Here is an 18,463-nt window from a genome sequence, read left to right as displayed (position 1 = left end):
CCTGACGACGACGGCGCCGTTCCCCTTGGGTGGGAGCGGCGCCGTCGTTGTTTGCGGCCGTTGCTGTTGCGGGCGTCCGGTCAGGCCGGGTGCCGGGCGTCTGCCCTGCGCTGCCCGGCGGCGCGGGCGATCAGGACCTTTTCGTCCATCGGGGACCGGCCGCTGGCGCGGCTGGCCCGGAAGTAGGCCCGGGCTTCGTCCTGGCGTTCCTTCTCTGCGCCCGTGGCGATGGCAGCCCTGATGTGCTCGTCGCCGTATCCGAAGGCAGCCACGAGGTCCAGGGCGTGCGGCCGGATTTTCACCAGCAGCCTGTTGATGTAGTCACCCACGGTGCGGCCGCGCTGCATGGAGAGCCTGCCGTTCATGAGGTACCAGGACAGGTTCTTCTCGATCAGGGACAGCCCGAACAGGTCACGCAGCCAGGTCAGCACCTTTTTGGTGCCCGGGTCCTCGACATCCGCCAGTGCGTCGGTGAAGGCTTCCCACTGCAGGAGTTCGGCGTGCGCCTGGGCGGCGTCGATGAGTTCATTCTGGTGCTGGTTGAACAAAGCCGCGCCCTGCTCCTGCGGAAGTTTGTTGCTTCCCTTCAGGGCTGCGCCCATCCCTGCCACCATTGTCTGCACCCGGTCTGTAAGCAGGGCGCGTTGGCCTTCCTCGTCCCGGAGGGCGATGGCGGCCCGCTGCACGGAGCCGGTGTCGGCCATGAACTGGGCCACCTGCCGCAGTCCGGTGCGGTGGATCGCGGCGCCGGTGGCCTGTCCCACCACGTACCGCGCCAGGACGCCGAAGTCGACGTTCCGGAATTCCTTGGCGTAGTCGGCCAGGAGGCGCTTGGCCACCAGCTGCAGCAGCACGGTGTTGTCGCCTTCAAAGGTGGCGTAGACATCCAGGTCCGCCCGGAGCGAGGCGAACCGGTTTTCGGCGAGGAACCCGGCGCCGCCGCAGGCCTCGCGGCATTCCTGCAGGGTGTCGAGGGCGTGCCAGGTGCTGAGGGGCTTCAAGGCGGCGGCGAGGGTTTCCAGGTCCTGCCGGTCCTCATCGGTGTCGTGGGCGCCGGAGAAGACGTCGTCGAACTTCTGCAGCAGCTGTTCGTGCGCGAAGCTGGCGGCATAGGTTCCGGCGAGCCGGGTAAAGAGCCGCTTCTGGTGGCGCTGGTAGTCCAGCAGCACTTCCTCGTCCGTGTGCGACGAGGCGTTGAACTGGCGGCGTTCGGTGGCGTAGCGGATGGCGGCCGTCAGGGCCACCTTGGAGGCTGCGACTGCTGCCCCGTCCAGGGACACCCGGCCCTGGACCAGGGTTCCGAGCATGGTGAAGAAGCGGCGGCCTGGGCTGGCGATGGGGGACGTGTAGGTTCCATCCGCTGCGACGTCGCCGTAACGGTTGAGGAGGTTGGTGCGGGGGACCCTGACGTTGGTGAAGTGCAGCCGGCCGTTATCGATCCCGTTGAGGCCGCCCTTGATGCCGTCGTCCTCGCCGCCGACGCCTGGCCGGAACGCACCTGTCTTCGGGTCCCGGAGCTCCACGTAAAAGGCGTGGACGCCGTGGTTCACGCCGTTAGTGATGAGCTGTGCAAACACCACCGCTGCCAGGCCGTCGATGGCGGCGTTGCCGATGTAGTCCTTCCACGCGGCACGGAACGGGGTGTTGAGCACAAATTCCCCGGCGGCGTTGTTATACGTTGCGGTGGTGGCGATGCTGGCCACGTCCGAGCCGTGACCCGTTTCGGTCATGGCGAAGCATCCGGGGATGTCCAGGTTCATGATGCCGGGCAGCCAGTTTGTGTGGTGGGTTTCGGTGCCCAGGTGCATCACGGCGGAACCGAACAGACCCCATTGGACGCCTGCCTTGATCTGCAGCGACGGGTCGGCCACCACAAGTTCCTCGAACCCGGCAATGTTCCCCCCGTGGTTGTCCGCCCCGCCCAGGTGGGCCGGGAAGGCCCGGTGCACGGCGCCGTTGTCCACCAGGAACTGCAGTTGGCCCGTCACGCGGGTCCGGTGTTCGGTGTGCGTCAGGCCTTCGGTCTTGTGCAGTTCCGGCCGGCCGGCCAGGTCGCGGGCCTGGTGCCGGATCGCGGCCCATTTGCCCAGCAGCTGTTCCCCGAGCGCTGCGGTGTCCACGGCCGGCTGCGCCGTGGGGGTGCCGGCGCCTAAGGTGGCGGAACGGTCAACTACGTCAGTCATGTCAGTCCTTCGTTGGTAGTGACAGGGAGTTGTGGATGGCTGGCGGGGCGGGCAGGTCCGAGGCGACGCCCACGCAGAGCCAGGTGGTGATTTGGCGGGCCATGGCTTCCTGGCCCGGTTTGGCGGGAGAGTCAGGAGTGCCAAGCCACTGTTCGCCGGCATTGCGGACCAGCCCGATCGCAGCCTTCGGCCAGTAGCCGATGACCGCTTCCTTGCCTTCACCCAGGTGGGAACGCATGGGCACGGCGATCATGTCGGCGATCGCATCGAAGAAATGGCCCAGCGCGCCCGGGGCTGCCGCAGACCCGGGGGTGGCGTCCGGCTCGCCCACGCCGTAGCGGGTCACAAACGAGTACACGTTGGGGCTGGTCTCCGCCATTTGCAGGTAGGCGGACACCATGGCCAGCAGTCCCTCCCGCGGCACCTGGGCGCCTTGTGCTGCTTCCTGGATGCGGCGCTGCATCTGCCGGAGAACCACTTCGCCCACCGCCTGCTGGAGCCCGGCCTTGTCCCCGAAGTAACGGTAGAACACGGACTTCGACGTTCCGGCCGCCGTCGCGATGTCCTCCATGGAGGCATCACTGCCCAGGGTGTGCACGGCGCGGCGTGCGGCCTTGATCAGTTCACGGCGCCGTTCGTCCCGGTGGTTCTGCCAGCGGGAGGAGCGTCCGTCGGGGCTGCCGGCCGCGGTATCGCCGGCGCCGGGTTCCTGGATGTTCACGATACCCAGCGTATCAGGTACGCTGGGTATCGGTAACCGCCCCGTGACCAAAGGAGACCCCATGTCCAGTGTTGGACAACCCACAGCAGGCCCCGCCAAAACCGGCTCCGCAGGTGCAGCAGCCGTCCGTCGCGCAGTGATCGTGGGCGGCAACAGGATCCCGTTCGCCAGGTCCGGGGGAGCGTACGCAAAGTCCTCCAACCAGGACATGCTCACGGCAGCGCTGGACGGACTGATCGCCAGGTTTGGCCTGCAGGACGAGCGGCTGGGCGAGGTGGCGGCAGGTGCCGTCCTCAAGCACTCCCGCGACTTCAACCTGACCCGCGAGGCTGTGCTGGGATCCGCGTTGTCCGCCGAAACCCCGGCCTACGATCTGCAGCAGGCCTGCGCCACAGGGCTTGAAACCGTGGTGGGACTGGCCAACAAGATCAAGCTGGGCCAGATCGAGTCTGCGATCGCCGCAGGAGTGGATTCCGCCTCGGACGCCCCTGTGGTGGTCAGCGAAGGCCTGCGCGCCGTCATCCTGGACCTGAACCGGGCCAGGACCATCCCGCAGCGCCTCCAGATCCTCAGCCGGCTCCGGCCCAAGGACCTGGCACCCTTGGCGCCCGGCACCGCCGAGCCACGGACCGGCCTGTCCATGGGCGAACACCAGGCCCTCACCACGGCGCAGTGGAAGATTTCCCGCGCGGCCCAGGACGAGCTTGCGTTCAACAGCCACCGCAACCTGGCGGCTGCCTACGACGCAGGCTTCTTCGACGACCTCGTCACCCCCTACCGCGGCCTGGCCCGCGACGGCAACCTGCGCGCAGATACATCGCTGGAAAAGCTGGGCACCCTGAAGCCCGTGTTCGGCAAGGGCCTTGGCGCGGACGCCACCATGACGGCGGGGAACTCGACACCCCTGACGGATGGTGCCGCCACCGTCCTGCTGGCCTCCGACGAATGGGCTGACGCCCACGACCTGCCCAAGCTCGCCGCAGTGGTGGACGCCGAGGCCGCAGCCGTTGACTTTGTGCATGGCAAGGACGGCCTCCTGATGGCACCTGTTTTTGCCGTTCCGCGCCTCTTGGCCCGGCAGGGGCTCACCCTCGACGACATCGACTTCTTCGAAATCCACGAAGCCTTTGCCGCCACCGTGCTCAGCACCCTGGCGGCCTGGGAGGACGAGGAGTTCTGCCGGACCCGGCTGGGCCTGCCCGGCGCGTTGGGCAGCATCGACAGGAGCCGGTTGAACGTCCACGGTTCCTCGCTGGCCGCAGGGCACCCGTTCGCGGCCACCGGTGGCCGCATTGTGGCCTCACTGGCCAAGATGCTGCACCAGAAGGGCAGCACCGAAGGCCGCCCCGCGCGGGGCCTGGTGTCCGTCTGCGCTGCCGGCGGCCAGGGCGTCGTCGCCATTCTCGAATCTCTGTAGGGGACACCATGACCGACAAGTACACCCAACTGGTCAATCAGGGCCTCGGCAGGAACCTGGCCAAAAAACTTGGCCTGCCGCAGCCTGCTTTCCTGCGCCGGTACCAGCCGGGGCAGCCGCTGATCACCGGGCCTGTCCTGGTGCAGGGCAGCACCCCGGGCGCCGACAGCCTCGCTTCCGAGCTCCTCACCTGGGACCTGGACGTCCGCCGGCACGCGGTGCCCCGCGAACGGCTCGGCGCCATCATCCTGGTCCTGGACGACGTGGTGACGCCGGAGGACCTTGCCGGCCCGGTCCTGGTGGTGGCCGCTTCCCTCCGTGACCTCGGACCCGGCGGGCGGGTCATCACCGTGTCACGGCCGGCGTCGGACACCGCCGATCCCGCCGCGGCTGCCGCCCGGCAGGGCGTGGACGGGTTCCTCCGCTCGCTGGCGAAGGAACTGCGCCGCGGGGCAACCGGAAACGGCGTGCTCCTGGCCCCGGACGTGGCACCCACCAGTCCCAGCGCGCTGGCTGCCGTGCGGTTTTTCCTGTCCGGCCGCTCTGCCTTCGTCGATGGCCAGTTCATCACCGTGACGGGCACGGGCGGCGATCCCCAGGACACCCCTGACCGGCCGCTGGCAGGCAGGACCGCCGTCGTGACCGGCGCCGCGCGCGGCATCGGCGCCGAGATCGCCAGGACCCTCCACCGTGACGGCGCCACCCTGGTCCTGGTGGACGTCCCGGCCGCCGGTGACCGGCTGGCCGCCGTCGCCAATGAGGTCCGCGGCACCGCCCTGCAGCTGGACATCACCACGCCCGGTGCCGGCCAGCTCATCATCGACCACGCCGTGCAACGCCATGGCAGCCTGGACGTCGTCATCCACAACGCTGGCATCACCAGGGACAAACTGCTCGCCAACATGGACGAGGCGAAGTGGAACTCCGTCATCAACATCAACATCGCGGCGCAATTGCGGATCAACGAGGCGCTGCTGGCATCGGAGCATTTCCGTACTGCACCGCGGATCGTCTCCCTGGCCTCGACCAGTGGCATCGCAGGCAACAGGGGCCAAACCAATTACGCGGCATCCAAAGGCGGCGTGATGGGCATGGTGCGTGCCACCGCGCCGCTCATCGCAGCTTACGGCGGCACCATCAACGCCGTGGCACCGGGCTTCATCGAAACGGACATGACGGCCCGGATTCCGGTGGCCCTGCGTGAACTGGGCCGCCGGGCCAACTCGCTCCAGCAGGGCGGCCAGCCCATCGATGTGGCCGAAGCGATCGCTTTCCTGGCCAGCGGTGCCGCCGGCGGCATCAATGGCCAGGTACTCCGGGTCTGCGGGCAGAACCTGGTGGGAGCATGAGCACCGGCCAGCCGGTGATCCTGGGCGAGATGCCGTCGTTGTCCAAGCTTTATGTCAACGCCGCAGCCCAGGCTGCGCGCCGAAGGATCCTGGGTGCGCACGACCTTCCCGCCCTTCCCGGGGACAGCCATGAAGTCCGCGGTGTGGCGGTGGATGTAGGCAACCTCACCGCCTACCAGCACCTGGTGGGGGAGACTGCCAGTGACGTGCTTCCCGCCGGGTTCATCCACGCACTCTCCTTTCCGCTGGCCATGAGTGTGCTGAACCGGGACGACTTCCCGCTCCCGTTGCTGGGGATGATCCACCTCAGCAACACCGTGGAGAACCTGCGGCCCCTGGTCTTCACCGACACCCTGGATATGACGTCCCGGGTGGAAAACCTGCGTGGACACCGGGCCGGAACCCAGGTGGACGTGGTGACTGAAGTGCGGCAGGCCGGACGTGCGCTTCCCTGCTGGCGGGGCGTCTCCACGTACCTCGCCAAGGGTGTGTTCCTGCCCGGCATCGACAAGCCATCCACTGCCCCGGCACGCCCGGACTTCACCGCCCCGGATCCCACGGCGTCCTGGCAGCTGGGAGTCGACACAGGCCGGGCCTACGCGGCCGTGTCCGGTGACTTCAACCCGATCCACCTGAGCGTGCTGTCCGCCAAGGCCCTGGGCATGCGGCGGTCCATCGCGCACGGCATGTACCTGGCCTCAAGGGCACTTGCGGATGTGGGCCCGGCCCGCGGGGATGCCTTCACCTGGGACGTCAGCTTCGACGCACCGGTATTCCTGCCCTGCCGGGTGGCGTTGGAAATCAGGTCCACCCACGGCGGGGGTGCCGAACCGGGCAGGTCCGACTTTGTGGCCTGGAGCCCGAGGTCCGGGCGCCGCCATTTCGCGGGGTCGGTGACTGCGCTTTAGTTGGGGGGCCGCAGGGCCCGGAGGATCCGGTGCAGGCTGAGGAGGATTGATTCCGAGGCCGGAACCATCTCCGGTTCCGCCTCACGGCCGGCGGTGGAGGCCATGCAGGCTTCCACCGCCGTCCGCGCTGCATCGAAGCCTTCCGAGTCGAAGCCCACAGCCTTGCCGTCGGCTTTTACGTCGGCTGAGGCGGTGAGATAGCTGCCCGTCGCGGTCATCGCGTCCGCCAAGGGACCGCTGTCCTGCACCGGAACGTCGTATGGCACGTCGCTGTCCCAGATCACGTCGGTGAGGACGTCCGTCATGTCCTGGATGTGGAAGGTGACCCGTTCCAGGTTCCGCAGGTCGCGGTAGTCGCCCTCCACGTCGCGGGGATGCAGCTTCCGCCGCGGATTGGCCCGGCGGCTGGCATCCGCTTCCTTGACCAGGTGCCGCACGGACCTCGCAGCCGCCGCAAGCTCCTCCGAACGGCTGGACCACTCCTCGTGTTCGGGCGGCCACTGCTCCTTCAGGGCCGAGCCCATGTCCGTGAGCTGCCGGCCCAGGGCGCGGCGCAGGTCGGCCAGGCTCGAGGCGGCGGCGTTCAGGTGCAGCGGTGGAAAGATCAGGAAATTGACGCCAATGCCCACCGCCACGCCGGCACCCATCTGCACCAGGTAGCCAAACGAGAAGTCGTCCGGATTGCTTCCGCCCACCAGCAACACCAGCAGGGCCGCCGTCGGAATCCAGTCGCTGCCTGAGCCGATCAGCGGCAGCCCGCCGAGCAGGACCCCGATGCCCATAAAAACGGCAACTGTCAGCGGGGAGGGGTCTGTGACGTTGACCAGGATGAATGCGAGGCCGATGCCAAGCGACAGGCCGATCAGTGCCTGCAGTCCCTGCCGCACCGAGCCGGCCACGTTGTGGTACATCGCCACGAGGGCGCCGAGGGGTGCGTAGTAGGGGTACTGCGCTGCGGCCCCAGGCATCAGGGGCGCTATCAGGAACGCCAGCCCCGCCGCGAGGGCGGCTTTGGCCGCCAGCTGGAGGCGCTGGGCCGCGAAGGCGGCCGACAAGCCGGTGACTGCCTGTTTCAGAAGCTGGGTTCCCCGTGCCCACCTGACGTTGTTACGTGCTGGAGCTTTATGCATCAGCCCCACAGTAGGGCCGGGGGCGGCCTACGACAAGGTGGCGGCAGCTGACCGGCGGACCTCCGCGGCCAGCCGGTGGGCTTTGCCCGGCGTGCGGCCTTCCTCCGCACGCCGCGGAATGTAGCCATAGGACAGGGCGTAGGCGGGGTCCGCGAAACCCAGGGCCGCGTTGGCGCCTTCGTGACCAAACGCACGGTGGCTGCCGAAATTCCGCGTGGGGTGCGGTTTCATAAAAACAACCGCGAAGGCGTTGTCCTGTCCGGAGGACCGGTCCAATCCCCAGACCTGCTCCTGGGCCATCGCCTCGATGGTCCCGGGCTGCAGGAAAGCAGCACCGCCGTCCACCCCCGTGGCGGCGGCCGCGTAGAGCCGCGCCAGCCCTTCGGCTGAGCCAACACCACCGGCGGCCGACATGCCTGCCGCACGGACAATCCGGAGGTTGGGCAACTCCATGATGGTGCTTACCGGAGCGTTGCCGTTCAGGCCTTCCAGGCTCAGGGGGTCCAGCCAGATCTGGTCCTCCGGGGCAGCTGCGTACAGCACGTCGCGGTACCGGTGTTCGTGGTCCCCGGGAAGGCCCAGGAAGAAGTCCACACCGTGCGGGGTACGGATCAGCTGGTTGTACAGCTCCTGCAGGGACCGGCCCGCGGTGCGCCGGCACAGTTCCTCCATGATGATTCCGATGGTAAGGGCGTGGTAGCCGAACTGGCTGCCGGGCCGCCAGGTGGGACGGGCGGCGGCCAGCCGTGCGGCTCCGGCGGCTGTGGTGAAATCCTCGAGGGCAATTCCGCCCGCCAAGCCCATCAGCCCGGCCTGGTGCGACAGCGCCTCGCGGACCAGCAGCCGGTCTTTGCCGTGCACTGCAAATTCCGGCCAGTAGTGCGCGACGGCGGCATCCAGGTTAAGCAGCCCGTCCTGCACCAGGAGGGCAATCACCATGGCGGCAACCCCCTTGGAGCAGGAATAGGCCCCGGTCACCGTGTCCGGGGCCATGTCCGGGCCGCCGGTGAGGCGGACCACAACTTTTCCGTGGTGGTAGGCCGCCACCTGGGCGCTGTAGCCCGGGTCCGCTGCCAGGAAGGAGTCAAAGAGGTCCCGGACGCTTTCATAACCGGGAGCGGCAAAGCCTGACGAAATCTGCATCCTGCCAGTCTAGTCAGAAAGCGCTTTCCACCCGAGGGGCCGCACCGTGCCCGGGCAGGACTTCCTCGCCGGCGCGGACAGGTCCCGGGGGATTCCCATCGCCAAACGGGCGCCCGCCCAGGGCCTCGCGGCCGTGGGCTTCCAACCACCCGGAAAGGTCAGGTCCGGCGGGGACGATTCCGGTGGGGTTGATGTCCTCGTGGACGATGTAATAGTGCTGCTTGATCTGCACAAAGTCGGTGGTGTCGCCGAAGCCGGGCGTCTGGAACAGGTCACGGGCGTAACCCCAGAGCGCGGGCATCTCTGTCAGTTTTTGCCGGTTGCATTTGAAATGGCCGTGGTAGACGGCGTCAAAGCGGGCCAGGGTGGTGAACAGCCGTACGTCCGTCTCCGTGATGGTCTCACCCACCAGGAACCGCTGGCCGGAAAGCCGCTCCTCCAGCCAGTCCAGGGCTGTCCACAGCCGGTCGTAAGCCGCGTTATAGGCGTCCTGGGAGCCGGCAAACCCGCAGCGGTACACACCGTTGTTGACTTCGGTGAACACCCGCTTGTTGACGTGGTCGATTTCGGCTCGCAGGTGTTCGGGGTAGAGATCCGGTGCCCCGGACCGGTGGAATGCCTTCCATTCGGTTGAGAAGTCCAGGGTGATCTGCGGGAAGTTATTGGTCACCACGGCCCCGGATGGCACGTCCACGAGTGCCGGGACAGTGATGCCCCGCGGATAGCCGGGGAAGCGGGTGAAGTAGGCGTCCTGGATCCGCTCAATCCCCAGCACCGGGTCCACACCGCCGGGATCCAGGTCGAAGGTCCAGGAGCGGGAGTCGTGGGTGGGGCCTGGTTGGCCCAGGGAGATTGCGTCCTCGAGGCCCAGCAGGCGGCGCACAATCACCGTGCGGTTGGCCCAGGGGCAGGCCCGGGCGGCGATGAGCCGGTAGCGTCCGGTTTCCACCGGCCAGCCGGGTTCCCCATTGGCACCGGGTTTGCCGTCGCTGGTGATCCGGTCTTCGATGTAGTTGGTGTCCCGGGTGAATTCCGCGCCGCCCGTAACGTAAGCCCCGCGCGTGCTGTGGTCCGCCCCGCTGTCGGAGGCCTTCTGCTTGCTGTCCGTGTCCTGGCTCATCGCTCCAGCCTATGCGCCCGGCAACGGAATCCGCGCGATCGGCTGCCAGGCCAGCAGCCAGGCGGCTGCAACCACCACGGCAAACGCGGCGATCCACAGCCCCGACGGCACCCTCGTGGCGCGGTAGAGGATATAGGCGTCCGAGCTCGACAGCCGGTTCCGCCGCTTGAGGTGCAGGTGGACGAGTTTGAAGATGTCCCGGACCGCCCCCACCAGGAGGGCCAGTCCCAGGACGACTGCAACGTGCCCCGCAAACGCGTGGGGGACCAGCAGCAGCAGGCCAGCCGAAGCGCCGATCGCGCTGAAGGTGATGAGGAAGCCTGCCGGGTTGCGCAGGAACACCAGCGAGACGGCCAGTATGATGGTTCCCGTGGCCAGGGCCGCAGGCCCCCACCCGCTGAAGCCGCACCAGACGAAGGCCGCTCCCGCCAGGGCGGGTACAGGATAACCCCAGAAACACGACCAGGCGGCGGCCGCCCGGCTCCTGCTGTAGCTGGTGGTGGTCCCGGAGTGGTCCAGCCGCAGCGTGATTCCCGAGAGCCGCTGGCCGCTCAGCACCGCCGCGAACGCGTGGCCCAGCTCATGCGTGGCAGTGGTCAGCAGGCCGAAATATCGCCACGAGGCCTGCGGAATGGAAAGGGTAATGGCCGCCAGCAGCGCCACCAGGAGCTCCACCGCGGTGATGGCAGGCAGCTCTGCCCGGCTGAAAAGGGCAGCAAGCCACTGCCCGGCGTTGCCGGCGAAGTCCATGGGTACCGTTGTTTCCGTGTAGGGTCCGGGTTAAAAGCCAAAAGGCACGCCGGAATCGGGGCGTGCCCTCAAGGCAACGGGGCCGCGGGTCATCCCGCCGCCCCGAACGGGGTGGACGGATTAGCCTTCGCACTCCGTGCAGTAGCTGTGGCCGTCCTTCTGCTTCGCGATCTGGGACCGGTGACGGACCAGGAAGCAGGAGTAGCAGGTAAACTCGTCGTCAGCCTGCGGAATGACCTGCACCACAAGTTCTTCGGCGACAAATTCGCCTCCGGGAACTCCGGCGCCGTCCAGCCCGTCAGCCTCATCCAGCTCCAGGACAACGCTGCGCGCGTCGGGAGCATTGGCAGACTGGAGCTGCTCGAGTGAGTTGTCCTGCGATTCCTTGACGTCGGAACGCAGTTCATCGTAATCGGTTGCCACTTTGGGTGCTTCTCTTTTCTTTGGTTCGCCTGTCGCGTATGAAACGTACAGCATCAACCCGGTATTCCCCAAGAGGTGGTGACCGGCGCGGCGCCCGCCCCGGTGCCGGAACGGACTGGCGGAGAGCCCGGTTTGGCCCTATTGTGGCAGCACTGACGGCGGCTTGCCCACGGCAATGGCGGCACCCGCCACACCGGAAGGGGAGATCGGTGGATCACCTCACAGCTGAATTCGGCGGCGCCGAACAGATGGATACCGCCGTCGGTCCGGTCCTGCAAAGGTTCAGCGGCGTACGCCGGATCGCGGTGCTTCGCGGCGGTGGCCTGGGCGACCTGATTTTTGCACTGCCGGCAATCACTGCCCTCAGGAGCGCATATCCGGGCGCGGTCATTACCTTGCTGGGCACGCCCGTCCACCGGAGCCTGCTGGCTGCAGTGCAGTCCGCGGTGGATGAGGTGCAGATCCTGCCCTTCGCTGAGGGGGTCCGTCCCGGGACAAAGGACCCTGCTGCCGTGGACGCCTTTTTTGCGGATATGCAGCGCCGCCAATTCGACCTCGCAGTCCAACTGCATGGCGGCGGCCGCTATTCCAATCCTTTTTTGCTGCGATTGGATGCACGGCACACCGTGGGGACCAGGACGGCCGATGCCGCGAGCCTTGAGCGCACCGTTCCCTATCTGTATTACCAGCACGAACCCCTGCGGGCGCTGGAAGTGGCAGGACTGGCGGGGGCAGCCCCGGTGGACCTCGAGGCCCGGCTTGCCGCCGCGCCTTCGGCCGGTGCCGCTGCAGTCCTTCCGGACGACGCCGGCAGCCGGCCTTTGGTGGTCGTCCACCCGGGAGCCACAGATCCCCGCCGCCGCTGGCCGGTGGCGCACTTCGCGGAACTTGCAGCGGCATGTGCCGCCGATGGCTGCGCCGTGGTGCTGGTGGGGGATGAAAGCGACCGCCCACTGGCCCAACGGATCCTCGCCCTTGCCGCGCCTGCGCCAGTAGTTTCCCTGGCGGGCGAACTGGACCTGGCCGGGCTGGTGGACGTCCTGGCGGCAGCGGATGTGGTGGTGGGGAACGACAGCGGACCGAGGCACCTGGCCCAGGCACTGGGTACCCCCACAGTGGGCATCTTCTGGGTAGGCAACATGATCAACGCCGGCCCCCTGGGCCGCAGCCTGCACCGCGTCCAGCTGGGCTGGACCACCGCCTGTCCGGCGTGCGGAATCGACGTGACCCAGGTGGGCTGGACTGCGCCCAGGTGCGGCCACGATGATTCTGTGGTGGCGGGAGTGCCTGTCCAGGGAGTGTATGAAGACGTGCGCAGCCTGGTATCCACGCCACGCCCCGGACGGCAAGGATGATCGTCGGAACGGCGCACCCGGAAGCAGCCGGCATCCGGGAGGCCAAGCCGGAATTGCTGGTGCTCCGGGCCTTGAAACTCGGCGACTTACTGGTGGCCGTCCCTGCCTTGAAAGGGCTCCGCCGTGCCTTCCCGGGCCACCGCCTGCGGTATGCGGCCCAGGGGTGGCTCACGGAAGCACTGGACCTGGTGGGCGGCTACGAACTCCTGCCCACCCACGGATTGGATGAACCCCTGGCACTGGCGCCTGGCGTGGTGGACGTGGCAGTCAACCTTCACGGCAGCGGCCCGGAAAGCCAGGGCCGCATCGATGCCCTGCAGGCACGGACCACCATGGGCCACCGCGGCCTGCACCGGGACGGTCCTGCGTGGGACGCGGACCTGCATGAGCGGGACCGTTGGGTCAGGCTGCTGGCCTGGCATGGCGTCGCCGCCGACCCCCTTGATGTCCAACTGCAGACACCCAGGGTTCCCAGCAGCGCGCCTGGCGCCACGGTCCTCCATGTCGGTGCCGCGTACGGAAGCCGGCTGTGGCCGGCGGAGCGGTTTGCGGCAGTGGCAACGGCCCTGGACCGGGCAGGGCACGCGGTGGTGTTCACTGGCAGCAGTTCCGAACGGGACCGGGCACTTCAGGTCTGCACCCTGGCAGGCCTGCCAGGGGAATCAGTACTCGCTGGAAAACTGCCGCTTGCGCAGTTCGCGGCCACTGTGTCCGCTGCCCGGTTGGTGGTCTCCGCCGACACCGGCGCAGCCCACCTCGCCTCAGCCTACGGAACGCCATCAGTTGTCCTCTTCGGACCTGCTCCGCCGGAGATCTGGGGTCCGCCACCGGGACCGCACGTGGTCCTCACCCGGGCCGCGCTGCGCCGGGGGGACACGTTCGCACAGGAACCGGATCCGGCACTGCTCGGAGTAACGGTGGCCGACGTGCTGGCGGCCGTCAGGACCCTGGGCCTGCCGTGAATCCCGCGGCTGACCCTGCAGCCGGAACAAAAGTTACTCCAACGAACAGATTTAGGCTGGCCAGGCCCTACTATTAGCACGTCGCATCACTCGAACAACCGGGGGGTTCCCATGAGCTATCCACAATATCCAGACCAACAGCAGGCTGCTTTCGCTCCTACGGGCGAGGTGCCTCTGTGGGCACCGCACTACGGTGCCTCATTGCCGGTGGCCGTGCGCCGCTTCTTCAAGAAGTACGCCACGTTTTCCGGCCGTGCCAGCCGCAGCGAGTACTGGTGGTTCACGCTGGCCAACGTCATCGTCATCACCGTCCTCTATATCGTGGCAGGGATCGCCGCTGCCACCAGTTCCACCACTGATGTCAATGGCAGCCCCATGGCCGGTCCGGGGTTCTTTGTTGTCGGTGCCCTGATCCTGCTGTGGGGCCTGGCCATTTTTGTCCCGTCCCTGGCGTTGACTGTCCGCAGGCTCCACGACGGGAACTTCAGCGGCTGGCTCATCCTGCTCAACCTCGTTCCGTTCCTGGGCGCGCTGGCAGTCTTCATCCTGACACTCATGCCGGCCAACCCGGCCGGGCAGGTCTACGACCAGCCCACAGGCAACTAACCACCGCAACATAGGCAGGGAGTCCACCGCTCACGGTGGGCTCCCTGCTTTGCTTAGCGGTAACGGATCCCCGGGCGCCGCGGAGTCACCGGATGGCATAACACCGGGAACGCAGAAAAACCCCGGAAAATCATTGATTTTCCGGGGTTTTTCGTTTGTGCGCGGAGGGGGACTTGAACCCCCACCCCCTTTCGAGGACTAGCACCTCAAGCTAGCGCGTCTGCCATTCCGCCACCCGCGCAGGGTGTTTCCCGACGACGTTTCCCGCCTTTCGGCGTTTCGCATCTCTCGGAAGCAGCGAGAAAAACTCTAACATGAACTTTCCCGAAACATGGAATCGGCGCCTGTGGGGGGCGTGTGGGTAGGCTGAGGGCAGCAGTTGGGAACACCCCACCAGCCACCAAACCCGAGGAGTTTTCCATGCCTGACGTCCTGCCTGAGGATGAAGTTGTCCGGATCTGCCAGGACCTCATCCGGATCGACACTTCGAACTACGGCGATGGATCGGGTCCGGGGGAGCGTGCGGCCGCCGAATACGCGGCAGGCCTGATTGAAGAGGTGGGCCTCTCCGCTGAGATCTTCGAGTCCGCACCCGGCCGGGCCAACGTTGTCACCAGGATGGCCGGCGAAGACCCGGCCGCCAGTGCCCTGGTGGTCCACGGCCACCTGGACGTGGTCCCCGCCCTGCGCGACCAGTGGTCAGTGGACCCGTTTGGCGCCGAGCTCAAGGATGGACTGATCTGGGGCCGCGGCGCGGTGGACATGAAGGACATGGACGCCATGATCCTGTCCGTACTGCGCGGCTTCGCCCGGTCCGGCAAAAAGCCCAAGCGCGACATCATCTTTGCGTTTTTCGCCGACGAGGAAGCCGGTGGCGAGTACGGCGCCCGCTACGCGGTGGATAAACGCCCCGAACTCTTCGAAGGCGCCACCGAAGCGATCTCCGAGGTGGGCGGCTTCTCGGCCACCATCGGCGGGCAGCGCACCTATCTCCTGCAGACCGCCGAAAAAGGCATCTCCTGGCTGCGCCTCGTGGCGCACGGCCGGGCCGGCCACGGCTCGCAGATCAACACCGACAATGCGGTCACCAGGCTCGCCGCCGCCGTCACCCGCATCGGCGACTACAAGTGGCCCATCGAATTGACGCCCACCACGCGCCAGTTCTTGGATGGCGTCACGGAACTGACCGGCGTCGAATTTGATGCGGACAACCCGGACCTGCTGCTGGACCAGTTGGGCACCGTGGCCCGCTTTGTGGGCGCAACGCTGCAGAACACCACCAACCCCACCCTCCTCAAGGGCGGCTACAAGCACAACGTCATCCCCGAATCCGCCGAAGCCCTGATCGACTGCCGCACGCTGCCCGGCCAGCAGGACCGCGTCCTGGAGATTGTCCGCGACCTCGCCGGGGCCGGCGTCGACGTCAGCTACGTCCACCAGGACGTCTCCCTCGAGGTGCCCTTCGCCGGCAACCTGGTTGACTCCATGATCGATGCGCTCCATTCCGAGGACCCCGGCGCCAAGGTCCTGCCCTATACCCTTTCGGGCGGCACGGACAACAAATCCCTGAGCCGGCTTGGTATCACCGGCTACGGTTTCGCGCCCCTGATGCTCCCGGACGACCTTGACTTCACGGGCATGTTCCACGGCGTGGACGAGCGTGTGCCCGCCGATTCGCTGAAGTTCGGGGCCAGGGTCCTGGACACGCTGCTCACCAACTACTGACAGGTGCCGTCGTGACCCCCGAGGATGTCCTGCCGGACCCCCTGCTGGAACGTATCAGGGGCAGGGCGGCCGGCTATGACCGGGACAACGCCTTCTTCCACGAAGACCTGGCGGAGCTGGCAGCCGCCGGTTACCTGAAACTGTTTGTCCCCACGGACGACGGCGGCCTGGGCCTTGGCCTCGAAGCCGCGGCGCAGTGCCAGCGGCGGCTGTCCACGGCGGCCCCGGCCACGGCCCTGGCGGTCAACATGCACCTGGTGTGGACCGGCGTCGCCCGCGTCCTCGGCGCCCGGGGCGACCACTCCCTGGACTTCATCCTGGCGGAGGCGGCGCAGGGGGAGGTCTTTGCCTTCGGTAACTCGGAGGCCGGAAACGATTCCGTCCTGTTCGACTCGCGCACGGTCGCCGAACCGCTGCCCGATGGTGGCTACTCGTTTACGGGGACCAAAATCTTCACCAGCCTGTCGCCGGCCTGGACGCGGCTGGGGATCTTCGGCAAGGACGCTGCCGGCCGGGACGGCGAGGGTGAACTGGTGCACGGGTTCATGACCAGGGACACTCCGGGCTACCTCATCAAGGACGACTGGGACACCCTGGGCATGCGCGCCAGCCAGTCGGGCACCACCGTCCTGGCCGGTGCCGTGGTGACGGCGGACCGGATCTTCCGCAAGCTCCCCGTGGGGCCCAATCCGGACCCGCTGGTTTTCGCCATCTTTGCGTGCTTCGAAACGCTGCTGGCGGCCGTATATACCGGGCTGGGGGAACGTGCGCTCACTGTGGGTGTTGAAACCGCCAAGCGGCGCACCTCGCTGAAGAACGGCGGCAGGAGCTACGCCCAGGACCCGGACATCCGGTGGAAGGTTGCGGAGGCGGCCATGGCGATGGACAACCTGTACCCGCAGCTGCAGTCAGTGGCTGCTGACGTGGACCGGCTGGTTGACCATGGCGGGCAATGGTTCCCCAAGCTGGTGGGCCTGAAGGTCAACGCCACCGAAACTGCGCGCCGCGTAGTGGACCTGGCCATCCGGGTCAGCGGCGGGTCCAGCTACTTCCGGGGCTCGGAGCTGGAACGCCTCTACCGCGACGTGCTGGCGGGAATGTTCCACCCCTCGGATGACGAGAGCGCGCACAACACCGTGGCCAACGCCTGGTTGGGGCCGTTGGCGGACTGAACCGGGACCTAAACGGTCCGCTGGACCTGCATCACCCGGCGGCGGAGCCAGAACCGCCTGCCGCCACCCACGTACAGCCGGCTGCGCTCAAGCTCCCATTTGCCGTACTCGGAATGTTCAACAAGCCTGCGCCTCGCCTCAGGCAGTGAATCCTCAGGGCTGACCGTCAGGACGAGGTACTCGTACTGGCGAAGATAGTCCCGTTCCCGCTGGACCGAGCTGGTGAGAAATTGTTCCTTCATTGCTCTCCATTTTCGTCCTTTTCCGGCTAGCGTGTTGTCATGAGCATCGATCCGCGTGTCGCGCTTTCGTCCCTGACCACCGCTTTGGAAGAACACCTTATAGCAGCATCCAACCGCCGTGGAGATGGTGACCCCTCAGTGGAAGCAGCATTTTTTGCGGTAGCAGATGCTTTCGAAGTCTATGAGGACGCTCTTTACGAAGCGTACAACGAAGTGACCCCGCTCCAGATCTTTGATGACGAGGACGAGGACGAGGAAAGTGACGCGGACGAGGACCTCGAAATTCTCGAGGACTAAGCCGCCTTGAAGGACACGTCATCCAGGGCGCTGGAGATTTCCGGTGGCAGCGGCGTCAGCTGCGCGTCCAGGATCTCCTTGAGCTGTACCGGTGTGCGCGGCCCCACCACAGCCGTGGCCACGCCGGGCTGGCGGAGCAGCCAGCTGAGGGACACGTCCAGGGCGGAACGGCCCAGGCCCTTGGCTGCCATGCAGGCAGCTTCCACGGTCCGCGACGCCGGCTCGTCGAGGTACGCCTCCACATAGGAGGCATCGGCCGCCGACGCGGCGCGTGAACCGGAGGGGATGCTGCCGCGGTACTTACCGGTGAGGACGCCCCGGCCCAGCGGGGCCCACGCCATCAGGCCAAGGCCTGCGTCCTCAATGGCGGGGACCAGTTCGGTTTCGGGTTTGCGCTGCAGCAGGGAGTACTCCGCCTGCGCCGCCACCAACGGGAAACCGGCGATCGCAGCGGCTTTGGCGGCCTGCCAGCCGCTGAAGTTGGACACTCCCGCGTAGCGTGCCCGGCCGGAGCGGACAGCGAATTCCAGGGCGGACAGGGTTTCCTCCAGCGGAACGTTTCCGTCCCAGGCCTGGGCAAACCAGACGTCCACATAGTCGGTGCCCAGCCGCGCCAGGCTGGCGTCGAGGCCGGTGAGCATGGCGTTGCGGGACGCGTCGACGGCGAGCCGGCCGGCCGGCGTCGTCATTCCTGCCTTGGTGGAAATCGAAATTTCCGTCCTGGCCACCACATCATTCAGCAGGGACCCGATGATGGCTTCGGACTGGCCGTCGGCATAGGACGCTGCGGTGTCCACCAGCCGGCCGCCGGCGTCGAGGAAGGTGCGGAGCAGCGCCGCGGCGTCCTGCTCGTCTGTTCCGGCGCCCCAGGACATGGTGCCCAGCGAAAGGGCGGAGACTCGCAAACCACTGTTGCCGACGTAACGCTGCTGCATAGCTGCAAGCTTACGGGCTGGAGTA

The 18,463-nt window shown here is 67.1% G+C and carries 18 protein-coding genes and 1 tRNA gene; 9 read left to right on the top strand and 10 right to left on the bottom strand.

Annotated elements, in window-relative coordinates; translation table 11 throughout:
* Positions 1 to 80: 80 nt before the first annotated feature.
* Together ASF72_RS15395 and ASF72_RS15390 are read right to left on the bottom strand one after the other, a co-directional pair.
* A complete protein-coding gene (locus tag ASF72_RS15395; protein ID WP_056600370.1) occupies positions 81 to 2,183 on the bottom strand; it encodes an acyl-CoA dehydrogenase family protein in 2,103 nt (700 codons plus the stop codon).
* A gap of 1 nt (position 2,184) precedes the next feature.
* Positions 2,185 to 2,904 carry a TetR/AcrR family transcriptional regulator gene (locus tag ASF72_RS15390; protein WP_231686116.1) on the bottom strand — a complete coding sequence of 240 codons (720 nt, stop codon included), beginning with the start codon at positions 2,902 to 2,904 and terminating at the stop codon, positions 2,185 to 2,187.
* Between the two features lie 61 nt (positions 2,905 to 2,965).
* Between ASF72_RS15390 and ASF72_RS15385 the strand changes: the two genes are divergently transcribed.
* From ASF72_RS15385 to ASF72_RS15375, 3 genes are read left to right on the top strand one after another with little or no spacing between them, the layout of a single operon-like run.
* Complete coding sequence (locus tag ASF72_RS15385) at positions 2,966 to 4,321, top strand: acetyl-CoA C-acetyltransferase (RefSeq protein WP_050687355.1); 1,356 nt, start codon at positions 2,966 to 2,968, stop codon at positions 4,319 to 4,321.
* Positions 4,322 to 4,329: 8 nt separating this feature from the next.
* Positions 4,330 to 5,670 carry a 3-oxoacyl-ACP reductase gene (locus ASF72_RS15380; RefSeq protein ID WP_056600367.1) on the top strand — a complete coding sequence of 447 codons (1,341 nt, stop codon included), beginning with the start codon at positions 4,330 to 4,332 and terminating at the stop codon, positions 5,668 to 5,670.
* Positions 5,667 to 6,578 (top strand): MaoC family dehydratase, encoded by a 912-nt coding sequence (locus ASF72_RS15375; RefSeq protein ID WP_056600364.1) that lies wholly within the window; start codon positions 5,667 to 5,669, stop codon positions 6,576 to 6,578. The genes ASF72_RS15380 and ASF72_RS15375 overlap by 4 nt, the downstream gene beginning before the upstream one ends.
* On the opposite strand, the gene ASF72_RS15370 is transcribed toward ASF72_RS15375, so the two are convergent.
* From ASF72_RS15370 to ASF72_RS15350, 5 genes are all read right to left on the bottom strand, one after another.
* Positions 6,575 to 7,708, bottom strand: a complete 1,134-nt coding sequence (locus ASF72_RS15370) for an FUSC family protein (protein ID WP_231686115.1) — start codon at positions 7,706 to 7,708, stop codon at positions 6,575 to 6,577. The two genes, ASF72_RS15375 and ASF72_RS15370, sit on opposite strands and share 4 nt — an antisense overlap.
* Positions 7,709 to 7,735: 27 nt before the next feature.
* The gene (locus ASF72_RS15365; protein ID WP_056600361.1) at positions 7,736 to 8,851 is read right to left on the bottom strand and encodes a serine hydrolase domain-containing protein; all 1,116 of its coding nucleotides are present in this window, start codon (positions 8,849 to 8,851) and stop codon (positions 7,736 to 7,738) included.
* Positions 8,852 to 8,864: 13 nt separating this feature from the next.
* Complete coding sequence (locus tag ASF72_RS15360; RefSeq protein ID WP_056600358.1) at positions 8,865 to 9,971, bottom strand: glutathione S-transferase family protein; 1,107 nt, start codon at positions 9,969 to 9,971, stop codon at positions 8,865 to 8,867.
* A gap of 9 nt (positions 9,972 to 9,980) precedes the next feature.
* A complete protein-coding gene (locus ASF72_RS15355; RefSeq protein ID WP_050687346.1) occupies positions 9,981 to 10,721 on the bottom strand; it encodes a M50 family metallopeptidase in 741 nt (246 codons plus the stop codon).
* 120 nt (positions 10,722 to 10,841) lie between these two features.
* Positions 10,842 to 11,144, bottom strand: coding sequence for a DUF4193 domain-containing protein (locus ASF72_RS15350; RefSeq protein ID WP_050687344.1), 303 nt, complete (start codon positions 11,142 to 11,144; stop codon positions 10,842 to 10,844).
* Positions 11,145 to 11,353: 209 nt separating this feature from the next.
* Here ASF72_RS15350 and ASF72_RS15345 point away from each other — a divergent pair, with 209 nt between their 5' ends.
* The 3 genes from ASF72_RS15345 to ASF72_RS15335 all read left to right on the top strand — a co-directional run bounded on the left by ASF72_RS15345 (position 11,354) and on the right by ASF72_RS15335 (position 14,067).
* Positions 11,354 to 12,499 carry a glycosyltransferase family 9 protein gene (locus ASF72_RS15345; protein WP_231686114.1) on the top strand — a complete coding sequence of 382 codons (1,146 nt, stop codon included), beginning with the start codon at positions 11,354 to 11,356 and terminating at the stop codon, positions 12,497 to 12,499.
* A complete protein-coding gene (locus ASF72_RS15340; RefSeq protein ID WP_056600355.1) occupies positions 12,496 to 13,461 on the top strand; it encodes a glycosyltransferase family 9 protein in 966 nt (321 codons plus the stop codon). Before ASF72_RS15345 ends, ASF72_RS15340 begins: the two co-directional genes overlap by 4 nt.
* 111 nt (positions 13,462 to 13,572) lie before the next feature.
* Entirely contained in the window at positions 13,573 to 14,067 is a 495-nt protein-coding gene (locus ASF72_RS15335; protein ID WP_056600352.1) for a DUF805 domain-containing protein, read from the top strand.
* Between the two features lie 158 nt (positions 14,068 to 14,225).
* Here ASF72_RS15335 and ASF72_RS15330 read toward each other — a convergent pair.
* Positions 14,226 to 14,308, bottom strand: a tRNA-Leu gene (locus ASF72_RS15330).
* A 179-nt stretch (positions 14,309 to 14,487) separates the two neighbouring features.
* Between ASF72_RS15330 and ASF72_RS15325 the strand changes: the two genes are divergently transcribed.
* Together ASF72_RS15325 and ASF72_RS15320 are read left to right on the top strand one after the other, a co-directional pair.
* Positions 14,488 to 15,792, top strand: a complete 1,305-nt coding sequence (locus ASF72_RS15325; protein WP_050687339.1) for a M20/M25/M40 family metallo-hydrolase — start codon at positions 14,488 to 14,490, stop codon at positions 15,790 to 15,792.
* An 11-nt stretch (positions 15,793 to 15,803) separates the two neighbouring features.
* The gene (locus ASF72_RS15320; protein WP_056600349.1) at positions 15,804 to 16,964 is read left to right on the top strand and encodes an acyl-CoA dehydrogenase family protein; all 1,161 of its coding nucleotides are present in this window, start codon (positions 15,804 to 15,806) and stop codon (positions 16,962 to 16,964) included.
* 8 nt (positions 16,965 to 16,972) lie between these two features.
* Here the strand turns inward: ASF72_RS15320 and ASF72_RS15315 are convergent, their stop codons facing one another.
* Positions 16,973 to 17,206, bottom strand: coding sequence for a DUF5703 family protein (locus ASF72_RS15315; RefSeq protein ID WP_056600347.1), 234 nt, complete (start codon positions 17,204 to 17,206; stop codon positions 16,973 to 16,975).
* Positions 17,207 to 17,245: 39 nt separating this feature from the next.
* Here ASF72_RS15315 and ASF72_RS15310 point away from each other — a divergent pair, with 39 nt between their 5' ends.
* Complete coding sequence (locus ASF72_RS15310) at positions 17,246 to 17,503, top strand: hypothetical protein (RefSeq protein ID WP_050687332.1); 258 nt, start codon at positions 17,246 to 17,248, stop codon at positions 17,501 to 17,503.
* Here ASF72_RS15310 and ASF72_RS15305 read toward each other — a convergent pair.
* Positions 17,500 to 18,438, bottom strand: coding sequence for an aldo/keto reductase (locus ASF72_RS15305; protein ID WP_050687329.1), 939 nt, complete (start codon positions 18,436 to 18,438; stop codon positions 17,500 to 17,502). The two genes, ASF72_RS15310 and ASF72_RS15305, sit on opposite strands and share 4 nt — an antisense overlap.
* Between the last annotated feature and the right edge of the window lie 25 nt (positions 18,439 to 18,463).

Origin of the sequence: Arthrobacter sp. Leaf141, from assembly GCF_001424565.1 — a bacterium.
GTDB lineage: Bacteria > Actinomycetota > Actinomycetes > Actinomycetales > Micrococcaceae > Arthrobacter.
The sequence above is the reverse complement of the archived record's forward strand: the minus strand, read 5'-3'. Positions and strand labels throughout refer to the sequence as shown.